The 13,031-nt window shown below is 40.5% G+C and carries 10 protein-coding genes; 5 read left to right on the forward strand and 5 right to left on the reverse strand.

Going from position 1 to position 13,031, the window contains the following annotated elements; all coding sequences use genetic code 11:
- Positions 1 to 2: 2 nt before the first annotated feature.
- The 3 genes from thrA to IPM47_18535 all read right to left on the reverse strand — a co-directional run bounded on the left by thrA (position 3) and on the right by IPM47_18535 (position 6,557).
- A complete protein-coding gene (gene thrA, locus IPM47_18525) occupies positions 3 to 2,465 on the reverse strand; it encodes a bifunctional aspartate kinase/homoserine dehydrogenase I (GenBank protein ID QQS31524.1) in 2,463 nt (820 codons plus the stop codon).
- A gap of 228 nt (positions 2,466 to 2,693) precedes the next feature.
- Positions 2,694 to 4,961 (reverse strand): Ig-like domain-containing protein, encoded by a 2,268-nt coding sequence (locus IPM47_18530; GenBank protein ID QQS28815.1) that lies wholly within the window; start codon positions 4,959 to 4,961, stop codon positions 2,694 to 2,696.
- Positions 4,962 to 5,108: 147 nt separating this feature from the next.
- Entirely contained in the window at positions 5,109 to 6,557 is a 1,449-nt protein-coding gene (locus IPM47_18535) for a right-handed parallel beta-helix repeat-containing protein (protein ID QQS28816.1), read from the reverse strand.
- Between the two features lie 358 nt (positions 6,558 to 6,915).
- Here IPM47_18535 and IPM47_18540 point away from each other — a divergent pair, with 358 nt between their 5' ends.
- The 5 genes from IPM47_18540 (at position 6,916) to IPM47_18560 (ending at position 11,875) form a co-directional block, all read left to right on the forward strand.
- Positions 6,916 to 8,445, forward strand: coding sequence for a hypothetical protein (locus tag IPM47_18540; protein QQS28817.1), 1,530 nt, complete (start codon positions 6,916 to 6,918; stop codon positions 8,443 to 8,445).
- A 137-nt stretch (positions 8,446 to 8,582) separates the two neighbouring features.
- On the forward strand, positions 8,583 to 9,713 hold the full coding sequence (locus IPM47_18545) for a hypothetical protein (GenBank protein ID QQS28818.1): 1,131 nt from the start codon (positions 8,583 to 8,585) through the stop codon (positions 9,711 to 9,713).
- Positions 9,714 to 9,762: 49 nt separating this feature from the next.
- Complete coding sequence (gene ygiD / locus IPM47_18550; protein QQS31525.1) at positions 9,763 to 10,647, forward strand: 4,5-DOPA dioxygenase extradiol; 885 nt, start codon at positions 9,763 to 9,765, stop codon at positions 10,645 to 10,647.
- Between the two features lie 132 nt (positions 10,648 to 10,779).
- Positions 10,780 to 11,187, forward strand: a complete 408-nt coding sequence (locus tag IPM47_18555) for an OsmC family protein (GenBank protein QQS28819.1) — start codon at positions 10,780 to 10,782, stop codon at positions 11,185 to 11,187.
- Between the two features lie 4 nt (positions 11,188 to 11,191).
- On the forward strand, positions 11,192 to 11,875 hold the full coding sequence (locus tag IPM47_18560) for a carotenoid biosynthesis protein (protein QQS28820.1): 684 nt from the start codon (positions 11,192 to 11,194) through the stop codon (positions 11,873 to 11,875).
- A 17-nt stretch (positions 11,876 to 11,892) separates the two neighbouring features.
- On the opposite strand, the gene IPM47_18565 is transcribed toward IPM47_18560, so the two are convergent.
- Both IPM47_18565 and gatC read right to left on the reverse strand, forming a co-directional pair.
- Positions 11,893 to 12,606: an ABC transporter ATP-binding protein gene (locus IPM47_18565; protein QQS28821.1), complete on the reverse strand. Its 714-nt coding sequence runs from the start codon at positions 12,604 to 12,606 to the stop codon at positions 11,893 to 11,895.
- A gap of 21 nt (positions 12,607 to 12,627) precedes the next feature.
- Positions 12,628 to 12,921 carry an Asp-tRNA(Asn)/Glu-tRNA(Gln) amidotransferase subunit GatC gene (gene gatC / locus IPM47_18570; GenBank protein ID QQS28822.1) on the reverse strand — a complete coding sequence of 98 codons (294 nt, stop codon included), beginning with the start codon at positions 12,919 to 12,921 and terminating at the stop codon, positions 12,628 to 12,630.
- Between the last annotated feature and the right edge of the window lie 110 nt (positions 12,922 to 13,031).

The following is a 13,031-nucleotide window of genomic DNA, read 5'->3' on the forward strand; positions in this document are numbered from 1 at the left end:
GCTTACCCCAGATAATTGGCCAGACTGATGATTTCGGCAAAAACCCCTGCTGCCGTAACTTCTGCCCCGGCACCGGGGCCTTTGACCACCAAAGGCCGCGATAAATAGCGGGCAGTGGTAAAAACAATCATGTTGTCAGAACCCGAGAGTTGGTAAAAAGGGTTGTCGGCGGATACTGCCTGCAAAGAAACGCTTGTTTGTTCTTTGTCAATGATGGCGATAAAACGCAGTCTCTTGCCCTCGTCATTTGCCTTTTGTTGCATGGTTGCAAATTGAGGGTTGCTGAGTTCGAGCGCTAAATAAAAATCATCTACCGTTTTGGCTTTAATACAGGGTTCGGGTAAGATGTTTTCAATCAGAATATCCTCAATTTCGAGTACGTGTCCGATTTCGCGAGACAAAATCAACACCTTTCTTGCCATGTCTTTACCGCTCAGGTCGTCTCTTGGGTCAGGCTCGGTAAAACCTAATTCCTGTGCCTGTTTTACAATATTGCTGAAAGAGGTCTGAGGGGTGAAGTTGTTAAAGATAAAAGAAAGTGAACCCGATAAGACCGCCTCAATTTTTAACACTTCATCCCCGCTTTTGAGCAGGTCGGTCAGCGTAGAGATGATAGGGAGTCCGGCTCCAACATTCGTTTCGTATCGGAATTTACCACCTCTTTTTAAAGATAAACGCCGATAATCAAGATAGTCAGCATAGCTTCCCGAATTGGCAATTTTGTTGGGAGTAACGACAGAGATATTAGCCGACAGGATTTGGCGATAATAAGTAACCGGCAGAGGATTGGCCGTGCAATCTACAAAAATGCTGTTGGGCAGGTTGAGTTGCAACATTCCCGCTACAAACCCGGACAGATCCGTGTTTTCACTGCTCGCTTCCATCTGAATTCTCCATTTTGAGAGATCTATTCCTTCCGGGTCAAACAGCATCTTGCGGGAATTGGCTATTCCAATTAGTTTTACTTCTACCTGTTGGTGATGCAGCAAATAGTCCTTCTGCCTTAGAATCTGTTCGAGCAAAGTAGCTCCAATCAGACCGGTACCGACTAAAAATAAATGTAGTGAGATTGTATCCGAAAGAAAAAATGCCTCATGCAAGGCATTGAGTGCTTTACCGACATCCGTTTTCGGAATAACAGTTGAGATGTTTAATTCCGAAGATCCCTGAGCAATAGCCCTTATATTGATTCCATTTATTCCCAAAGCCCTGAACATTCGCCCTGAAACTCCAACGGAATTTCTCATGTTTGCGCCAATGACTGCCACCACAGATAGCCCGGTTTCAATCAAAGGTTCTTCGACTAAATGGCTGCGCATTTCGAGGGCAAACTCCTGAGCAATGGACTGATATGCGCGTTCGGTATCCTGAGGTTTGATGGCAAATGAAATAGAATGTTCCGAAGAGGCCTGTGTAATGAGAATAATATTGACCCGATGTTTTGCCAGTGCACTAAATAACCGGCCGGCTATTCCTGTAACTCCAATCAATCCGCTGCCCTGCAAACTGACTAATGCTATTTCTGCGATAGAAGTGATTCCTTTCACGGGATGCTCATCAGGAACTGATTGAGCAGTGATCAAGGTGCCTTCAAATTCCGGATGAAAAGTATTTCTGATTCGCAAAGGAATCTTCCGGTCTAATGCCGGTTGAATGGTGGGAGGATGTATGACTTTAGCTCCAAAATGAGACATTTCCATCGCCTCTTCATAAGTCATTCTTGTCAAAGAAAAAGCCTTTTTAACCTTTCTGGGGTCGGCGGTCATCACCCCATCCACATCCGTCCATATCTCAATTTCATCTGCATGAACCGCTGCACCCACTATAGCGGCTGTATAATCTGACCCACCCCGTCCTAAAGTAGTTACTACGTTATGCCGGTTTGAAGCAATAAATCCGCCCATGATATAAATGCAGGGGGTCTCTGTGGTAGCTTCTATTAAATTAGCATTGGTCTGTTCAAAATTGACTGCTGCCGAACCAAACTCACTATCGGTTTTAATGAGCTGTTTTGAATCCAGATGCTTTACCTTTTTCCCCTCTAAAGATTGAATCAGATATTCGGCAATGATAAAAGAGGACATAGTTTCACCATAACTCATCACTGTATCTAATACCCGGGGAGATAATTCTTTAATCAGTGAAACACCGTATAACAGGTTTTCGAGGTTTCGGGTTTGTTCTTTCAAATACGGCTGAATACGGCTGAACACCAAAGGTTGTAACAGTTGTTCTGCTGTTTTACGATGCCGGTAGTAAATCTCGTCTAACTGATCGCGGTAGGATTCATCGCCTTCTTTTGCTTTTTGTGCCGTATCAATCAGTGCATCAGTAACACCTCCTAAAGCAGAAACCACAATGATCGCTTTGTCGCACTCCTGAGCTGTTTTGTTCACAATTTTACCAACTTCTTCAATACTTGCAGCAGTTCCAACAGATGTGCCGCCAAATTTCAACACCTTTATCATGTTCAAATTTTTCTGACTTTTTGTCTATTCTAAAAAAATGACCGCAAAGGTAGTAGAAAATTTGCTTTTCTGTCCTGAGTTTTCAGGATACCTGTACACCATTCAGACAGCAAATAAAGATGATTGCAGAATTTTGTTGTTTTCGCTCCCTGTTCTGAAAAACAGAAGGAGTTGATCTATACAAAAATGTCACAACCTGAAGGAACGTTATACATTCTTTGCTGTTTAATTCATCTGTAAAACACCGACCTGCCCTACCCCACTCCCTGCATACCATAACACCGTAATTTCAGAAGTTCCCTGCCCACTGATTATATTCCCTCCACTGACAGACCAAAAATATTGAGCACCTGTGGAAGGACTGACAGAATAGGTTTGGGTATTGCCGCCACAAGCAGTATTGTTTCCGCTGAGAATGGGTGGAGAAGTGCATCTGAAGCCTGTAAAAATAATAAGGTATTGATTTTCGCCGGTTTTTACAACGGCCGGGTCTCCTCCTTTAAGATTAGTGTGAATGTATCCGTTCCAGCTATCCCCCCCATTGGTTGACGAAGACCACCAAAGAGTGCCACCACTACCATAAAAACGAAGTTCTCCGGGAAGACTGATTAGATTTCCTGTCCAGTTGTGCTGTGTATCAGAAGGGATATCTTCAAGTTGGGTAAAATTTAATCCATCTTCTGAAACAGCACGATGCGCCCCGTCCTGAGGTGCGCCTGCCGGACTTGAATAATACCAAAGCCCGTTATGTCGGACCACTGCGGGATCAATAGAGGGTTGTCCCGGATATTGAAACCTGATACCGGGTTCAAAGGTATAAGTCCATCCTCCGTCTGTTGAAATAGCTGAATAGGTATGTACAGTTTCATTGAGCGGGCCGGTGCCGTTTCCGCTCGACGAAAAGTACATTCGTATATTGCCGTTTTCGGTCAGAGCAAGAGTCGGGTCAAACGGGCGTTGGTAGTTGGATGGCAAATCGGGAAACTGTGCAGCAACCGGATACGTCCAGTTTATTCCATGATCGGAAGAAGTGCTAATGGCAACTTTATCCCAAAAAGGCGAACCAATAGGGGCAGGAAACCACTGAAAAGCCGCAATCAAATCTCCGTTTGGTTTTTGAATTACACTGACAACCCCTGCCGAATCGACAAACAACCGGCAGTTGTTAAAACTGGTTCCGTCTGCACTTTCACAAATTACCAAATCACCATTCCATGGACCATTCCCGCTTCCACCCCCACCGGTAACATTTAGGATAAAAATATTGCTTGTTTGACCGTTATGGGTTGCGGTAATCTGGGTTGTTCCTGCAGAAAGTGCTTTAACAGCACCATTGGGTAGTATTGTAGCAACCAATGGATTGCTCGATTGCCATAGAGCAAAACTTGTCAGATTGCGAATTGCACCATCTGAAAAAGTACCGTTGGCCGAAAACCTGACAGTATCGTTTATGGCTGCGGAACCGGTAAAAGAAAGCGGCGTGATATTCAGAGCGGTCATAACCTCAGAACAAACAGAAGCGGGGATTATAGTTTCATATACCATCATGAACTGACCTGCCGAAGTACGGACAACTGTTGGTGTTGCCACTTTTACGCTTTCCAGGGAAGAGGGAACAGATAACTGAAGCCGCAACCCGCTTTCCAGTAACCAGGAAGTCCCTGCATTGCTGGAATGTAAAGAAACGATAGCGTCTCCAGTTACCCCGGCGTTGCCAAAAGCATACATTTTATACACTCCGCCTCCTATTTCGGTAATATCGGCAACGACATAGCAATCTGGAGGAATGGCTGAAACCGCAGAGCAAAAGGTTCCGAGATTGTCAAAAAAGGGCATTCCATTGGTGGAAATACCTTTTTGGGTATTGTTTAGAGTTAGGTTACCGGTGTAAATTTGCCAATTGCCGGTGTCAAATCTGAAGTTTTCGGGGTCAAACAGGGTTTGCCCACTCACCGAAAACGCCAGCCCTTCGTATTGATAAGTAAATCCACCATCTGTTGATCTGAAAGTATGCACTTGTAAATCGCCCGATACCGACATCATTGCCAACATATTCATGCTACCATCGGGCAATACGGTCAAATTGGGATCTACCGGCAAATTTGCACCTACAGGCAGTCCGGTAAAGGATACATTTTTATAAGCCCAGGTCGCTCCGTTGTTTAACGAAATTGCCATTTTGATTTGATTGATATTTTGAGTACTACCGCCAATAACCTGACAGCCTGCCATAAAATAGACCAATACCCTGCCGTTTGAAAGTACAATGGCATCAGCCACGCTTGCACGGTCGCTCAACACCATATTGATCTTTGTCCAGTTCATTGCATTATTCGAGGTGGCAATCATCAGACGGTTGTTGCCTATGCCCCCCGCTCCCGAACAGATACAGGGCATAAAATCACTGTTCAGAGTTTGAGCTTCAACAGGTGTCGGATATAGTACTGATGAAATTAAGAACGATAGGAAAATGGTTAGTTTTAGGAGGTACATATATCAGAGATTAAGCAAGGTGAACTTATCTTATAAAGAAAAGAGCAGGTCATTCGCAGTAATTGCTTTGCCAGAATATCAGCAAAAATAAAAGCCTGAATGACCTGCCTGAAATGTTTAAAATAGCCGAATGACAAACTTAGTGTTTTATTCAGGTTTTACACAGCCCTTCCCATGATATGTTTGCATACCTGCTTTTAGCGCGTCGGTTGTCTGAATTCGATTTAGCCAAACCTGACTGAGCGCACCGACAGAAGTGCCCTGTAATGGCAAGCCCAACATGCTTCTCCATGCATTTGCTCCCGAATTTTGCACGGTAACCTGACTGTCAATTTCTTCTCGTTCCGGAACAACACGGCTCATATAGATCGCCGACCATTCTTTACTGACCGGCACCTGGATGGTTTTGTTTTCATTGCCTTCACCGGTTGCAAAATCAGCATAATCTGCCATGTCTGCTACTGCCATTGGAGTATTGTATTCGCGGTAATCGTATTTTTTGTTGGCGGTAAACAGGTTGTTGTTCAAAGTTATACTTTTGCATTTCTTAATATTATCCAATCCGCCATAGTCATTGAAAGCAAATACATTGTTTTCGGCAATGAGGACGATGCGCTCATCCACTTTCAGAGAATTACCCCCATGATTAGAAGCGGCTTCATCGTATTTTGAGCAAAATAATACAGTATTGTTTCGGATATTGTATTCCGGTTGCCCGTCAGCCGATTGCCAGGAGGTTTTTGCATTTATTCCGTCTCCGGTATTGTTGACTATCAGGTTGTTTTCAATCAAAACTTTGCCATTTTTACCCACTTGTACATCTATCACTCCTTGCGAAGCCGCAATATTCATGAGTGCACAATTACGGATAACAACGTTGGCATTGCTGCCCATGTCCACTTCTATACCCGGTGAATCAGGTGTGGGGTTAAACCCTTGCTGAGGTGATGCTTTACGTTTGATATAGCCTTCATTTGAGCCTTCGAGGTAAAAATTGCGCGAACCATTGTCAATAATCAATCCATCTATCAACACCTGACCGCTATAGTCTTTATGAGATTTGCTACATTGTAAGGACAATCGGGAAGTGGTCTCACTTTTCATATATCCGTTAACTCCGCTCAACACAGTTTTGTGATTTCCCCATGGATCGCGTTTCGTAAAATCCTGATTGTACCCCCCAATAATGCTGACAGGAACGGTAATAATATCGCTGCTCATATCGGCTTTGCCTTTGTAAATACCTTCAGCTATATAAATTACATCACCAGGTTTGAGTTGCAAAGCAATAGCCGCAATTTCTTTGGCCGGTTTTTCTATCGTACCTTCTTTTCCGCTTCCAATGGCAATATTGATATACCATTCACGTCCTGAATTAGTGTTTTCATTGGTTGCCTCTTTGTTTGCTGCAGTTGACGAACTGCCGGTTTTAGCTGAAGAGGAAGTAGTTTGTTTTACTTCGTTTCCGGTTTTTTGCACTTCTTTTTTAAGACTTTTAAATTCGTTCAATGCTTTATTAAATTGGGCATAGCTGAATGGTGTAGTCAGGAAAGAAACCAAGGCGATAAAGAACATCTGTTTCATAAAGGTTTTCATAAAGTTGATTTGTTTTGGTTTTAAAAATTTGTTTGAATAATGAAACAAAACTACCGGCTGCTTTTTCTTAAAACCAACCAACTTTACATACTTTTTTAGTATCCCGTTTCAAACTTTTATGTTCTGGAAATATCTACTCTTTGTTACAACTGCTATATTTGTATTCCCTGAAGTAAAACCGGAAACATCCACCTAAAGGACTTACATTCTCTTAAAACAAAAAATCTGAATAAAAAATCTTTCAAAAATGTTTGATTTTTACGCTTACGACTTAGGTCATCTTATTGCTAAGATAAAAATAAGGATTAGTAAATGCCCTTGAAATATTTGAAATTATTCTTTGTTTTTTAGTATCCCGATGAAAAAAGCTAACGAATTATTTGACTTGATAAAATCGTTGACTACCAATGAGAAACGGTATTTTAATCTCTATGCCAATTTGCAGGAGGGTGCTAAAAACTATTTAGAATTGTTTGATGCCTTAGAACAGCAAACTATTTACAATGAATCAAAGATTTTGGAACAATATCAAGATGCTCCTTTTACGAAACATCTCTCCTACACCAAAAACTACCTTTACAGGCAAATTCTTCGGGCTTTGGTTCATAGTCAGACAGATAACTTTGTAGAACAATCCCTATGGGAAACATTATATCAGGCCAAATTCTTACAGCGAAAACAACTTTACAAACAATGTGAACGCATAGTGGAAAACCTTAGAGAAAAGGCATATCAACACGAAGCCTTTGATTTGTTGTCAGATTTACTCCTTTTAAAGGGACAATTAATTATAAAGTTTGCAATTGGAAATTTTGAAAAAGACCTGTTACCCTTAATTTCAGAACGAACTCAGGTTATGCAGTTATATCAAAATTATATGGAATACAAAAACCTGTACGACCTCCTGTTTTATCATATTGTTTTATCGGGCAATACCCGTAAATCGGGGGCACAAACCGAAATGAAATCAGTCATTGATCATCACTTACTTCAGGATGCAGGTATGGCATTGAGTAAAAAAGCAAAAATTATCTTTCACAATATCCGGTTTATATATGCCTATTATATGGCAGATTACGAAACAAGTCTGCTACATAAACAAGAAGCACTATTGCTAATAGAAAGCATCCCTACTTATTTCACGGAAGATGTAGATATATACATCAACAATCTGTCGAACATCATGGTGTTGCTCAATCATCTTCACCGATATGAGGAAACCCTTTTCTATATTGAGAAGTTGAAGATGCTTAAATTGAGTTCACCTGCTTTGCAATCTTCGGTGTTTCAAACCTATTTCAATGCTCTTTTAGTGGTGTATGCAGCATTAGCCGAAACGGATAAACCTTTAGCACTTGTTACCGAAATTGAAGCAGGTCTCGAAAGATTTAAAAACAACATCAACAAAATTCGGCGAATTGATCTATGCTTTAATGTGGCTATTCTTTATTTTAAAACAGAGCAATACAATTTGGCGCATCATTGGTTAGAAAAAGTGTTCAATGAGCGCGGACAGATACGGGAAGATATTCAATGTTTTACACGGATATTCAATTTGTTGATCCACTATGAAATGGGCAATTTTCTATTGATTGAAAGCCTTTTAAGAAATTATACCCGTTTTCTGCAAAAACACAAAAAGGTGTTCCGTTTTGAAAAAATTATGCTGCGTTTTTTCCAAAAAATCATTTCAATTACAGGGCGATATGCTACACTTTCGGTCTTTAAAGATTTACAAACTAACCTTCAAACTCTTAAACAAGATCCCAAAGAACAATTGCCTCTCACTTTTTTCGATTTTATTTCATGGGTAGAATGTAAAATTGAAGGGCAGCCACTGTTGATTGTCATGAAACGCAAGGCAAACAAAACAGAAAGTCCATCTTAACTAATGTTCCATTTTTTTTAGCAGCACTAATCAATAACTGTTTAAATTTGCCTGAATAAACTAACTTAAAGTTTACAAAAGTCCATCACTTCAACCAACTCAATGAAGCATCCATTTAACCCGTTTAACTGCCCTTTATGTCGTCTGTTATCATTTATCCTGTTGCTTTTCATACCAAAGAAGTTAACGATTTCATCAAATTTGCCTGGAAAATCTACAAAAATGACCCCTATTGGGTGCCTCCATTAATGATGGATATGAAAAAGCGGTTAAATCCCGACAAAGACCCTTTTTTCAAGTTTGCCGAAATGCAATTGTTTTTGGCGTACAAAGGCGGAGAGATTGTAGGAAGAATCGCTGCCATTCACAATAAACTTGCAAACGAATATCAACACAACAAAAAAGGGTATTTTGGTTATTTCGAGTGTATTGATGACCAGGAAGTAGCGGACGAATTGTTGAAAACAGCTGAAAAATGGTTATCTGAAAAAGGGTTAACTGTAGCACATGGACCTGCCAACCCGTCGAGCAATCATGAATACGGATTGCTTACTGAAGGTTTTGACGATTCGCCCCGTCTAATGATGACCTATAACCCTCCTTATTATGAGCAACTGATAGAAAACAGCGGTTACCAAACCGTTCATGTTCTGTTGGCTTATAAAATGGATACAAACACAGTTGAAAACAATCCAAAGTTTACCCGAGTAGCTAAAATTGCAGCCGAACGCTACAAAGTAACCCTACGTCCCATCAACCTGAAAAAGCTTAAGGAGGAACTAACAATTATCAAAGCCATTTACAATAAGGCTTGGGAAAAAAACTGGGGCTTTGTACCCATGACCGATGCCGAAATAGACGATATGGCCAAAGACCTCGAACCATTGGCTGTTCCCGATTTGGCATTGTTTGCCGAAATTGACGGTAAAGCCGTTGGATTTATCCTTGCTGTACCCGACTACAATTTCATATTCAAACAAATGAATGGGACCCTTTTTCCCTTCAATTTTTTAAAGCTCTATACCCAACGGAAATACATCAAATGGATACGAATCATCATTATGGGTGTGATGCCCGAATACCGCAATAGGGGTATAGATTCTGTTATGTATCATGCCATCATAGTCAACAGTCGCAAAATGGGAATAGAATTTGGTGAAGGGAGCTGGATTTTGGAAAGTAATGTGATGATGAATCGCGCTGCTGCTATTGTTTTGAATGGAGAGGTCTATAAAAGATACAAAGTCTTTGAAAAAAGCATCGGTTAAACCAATCATGCCTATTAGATGTTTAAACATTAAACCTGCCGATCGAGCCATGAAGCGCAATACTTTTATAAAAATCTTAGGACTATCACCTTTCTTGTTTAGTATGAAATGTTTACAAGACGTTGGAGCATGGTCGGAAAAATTTCCGAACACTGAGCGGATGCCTGTTCTTTTTTTAGGACATGGAAGTCCGATGAATGCCATTGAAGAAAATCAGTTTGTAGCCGGATTTCGAAACATAGCAAAAACCTTACCCCATCCGAATGCCATTCTGTGTATTTCAGCACATTGGTTTACCAAAGGAACGAAAGTAACTGCTATGCAACACCCAAGAACCATTCATGACTTTGGTGGTTTTCCTAAAGCACTGTATGAAGTTCAATATCCGGCTCCGGGATTTCCGGAACTTGCCAATTTAAGTAAAGAACTCTTGAACCCTGTTCTTGTAGAATTAGACGAAAAATGGGGGCTTGATCACGGGGCATGGAGTGTCATCAAACATTTGTATCCTAATGCAGATGTACCCGTTGTGCAAATGAGTATTGATTATACCCAATCTCCACAATATCATTTTGATTTAGCAAAACAATTGAACACACTTAGAAACAAAGGCGTTCTCATCATTGGAAGCGGAAACATCGTTCACAATCTCGGATTAGTTGACTTTGCAAACTTTGACAAAGACAACTACGGATATGATTGGGCAATTGAAGCAAGGGCAACCATTAACGAATATTTATTGAACGGCAACTATCAACCCTTGATTCAATACGAAAAACAGGGTAAAGCCCTTCAGTTGGCCATCCCCTCGCCCGATCATTATCTGCCCTTAATCTATACACTTGGGTTGCAACAAAAGGGCGAAACTTTATCTTTGTTTAACGATAAATTACTCGCAGGTTCGCTCAGCATGACTTCGGTAAAAATTGCCTAAGCACTCAATAAGGGGAAATATTTCTCTTGTTTTGCGAACAAGGTTTAGGTTTATCGGTTAATCATACAATTTCAAGACTATCACTTTTATAGAATACAGACCGTATTAACAACCAACTAAACCCACGAAATTATGACAAGTGAAGTAATTTATACTTCCGGACTGAGAACAGAGGCTGTTCATCTTCAATCGGGAAATACTTTAATAACTGATGCTCCTGTTGACAACCAAGGAAAAGGACAGGCATTTTCACCAACTGATTTGGCAGCAACTGCATTGGCAAGTTGTATGCTGACGATAATGGGTATTGTTGCAGGTCGCAATATGCTCAATATAGATGGTACACGGGCAACTGTAAATAAAATCATGCAGTCTAATCCACGCAAAATTTCAAAAATAGAGGTTACTTTGTATTTGCCATTACATACCGTTTATGATGAAGATAGCAGGGTGTTGCTCGAAAACGCCGCCCGAACCTGTCCGGTAGCACTTAGCCTAAACCCTGATATTGAGCAGGCGATTACCTTTGTTTATCCCTAAGATTATGCCGGGAATTTCAGAAACAGAGCCTCCGTTTTTTCGGAACTTTTGTAAACAATACGGATTGCACTTAAGTATTACCGTAATTGTTTTTTTGCATTTTATTGGGTTGATTGGAATAAATTTGAGTGATTACCGTGACAGGTTTTTATTGCTCACTCCTTTTAACTTGTTGATTACTGCTTTCCTTTTATTTTTGTTTCATGGCAGATTTAACCGCCCATTTTGGTATTTTGCTGTTGGGATTTTTATTGCAGGTATAGCCATAGAAATAGCAGGAGTAAAAACAGGAATCATCTTTGGACATTATCACTATGGAACAGTTTTAGGTCCTAAAGTTTTGGAAACGCCTTGGATAATCGGACTAAACTGGCTTATTTTGATTTATTCTACAAGCAATATAGCCAACAAACTTCCTATCCCATTGTGGGGAAAAATCGGAATTGCCGCACTTTTAATGGTATTGTTGGATTGGTTAATAGAACCTGTGGCAATCTGCTTTGGATTTTGGTATTGGGAAAATAATACAATACCTATACAAAACTATATAGCCTGGTATGCCGTTTCTGTAGCGATGCACTTTTTCTTTTACAAGAGCAGATTTCCTAAAAATAACCCGTTATCGGTTTGGGTCTATATTGTTCAGGTCGTTTTCTTTGCCGGTAATCAAATTTGGCAAAATTGTTGAATAGAATACCGGTTTGCCTAAACCGAGCCTCCGAAAGCTGCTTTCATTTCAGCCCTTCCATCAGTTTCAATAACACCGTCTCTCAATCGAATAATGCGATGCGCATGTCGGGCCACATCTTCCTCATGTGTGACCATGATAACTGTATTCCCCTTTTCATGGATGGTGTGGAAAATGCGCAAAATTTCTTCTGAAGTTTTAGTGTCGAGATTTCCGGTAGGCTCATCAGCCAAGATGATAGAAGGATGATTGACCAAAGCACGGGCAATAGCCACCCTTTGACGCTGCCCTCCTGATAGTTCATTAGGTTTATGGTCGCTGCGGTCGGCAAGACTAACCGATTCGAGTACTTCCATTGCCCTTTCATATCTTTTTTTACGGCTCATCCCTGCATAAACCAATGGGAGGGCGACATTTTCCCATGCACTTAATCTGGGCAAAAGGTTAAAAGTCTGAAAAACAAATCCGATCTCTTTGTTCCTAATTTCAGCCAATTCATTATCGGTCATATCGGATACCAATGAACCGTTGAGAATATAAATGCCGGAGGTAGGCGTATCTAAACATCCCAACACATTCATTAACGTTGATTTGCCGGAACCTGATGGTCCCATCAGTGCAACTAATTCGTTGCGTTCGATGTCCATAGTTACCCCATTCAGGGCCTTGATGATTACATCGCCCATTTCATAAAACTTGGTAACGTTTTGAATATCAATGACTTTATCCATATCTCTTTGAGGGTGAAAAGATTAACTACCTTTGATGACTTTAGGTACAATAAAAAATCCGGAATTAGACTTAGGAGCATTAGCAAACGCTTCTTCACAGGTAGTCAGTTTTTCGATTTCATCAGGGCGCAGCACATTGACATCTTCGTTCATATAGACCAACGGAACAAGGTTGTCCGTACTCAATTCCGTGATTTTGTCAAAGAAAGCAGTAATGTTTTCCAAATCGGCTTTTAATTCTAACTTCTCTTCTTCAGTAAATTCAAGTTTAGCTAATGATGCGAGATGGTCAATAGTGTTTAGGTCAATCGGCATAATGAATGGGACAATAAATGAATAAGATATTGAGAAAAGAATATTTGAATGAACACAAAGAGCAAAGTAAAAGGAAATATTGCTAATTGTCAACACTCATTTTATTTTTA

The sequence above is a fragment of the Sphingobacteriales bacterium genome, assembly GCA_016700115.1.
Lineage (GTDB): Bacteria > Bacteroidota > Bacteroidia > Chitinophagales > UBA2359 > UBA2359.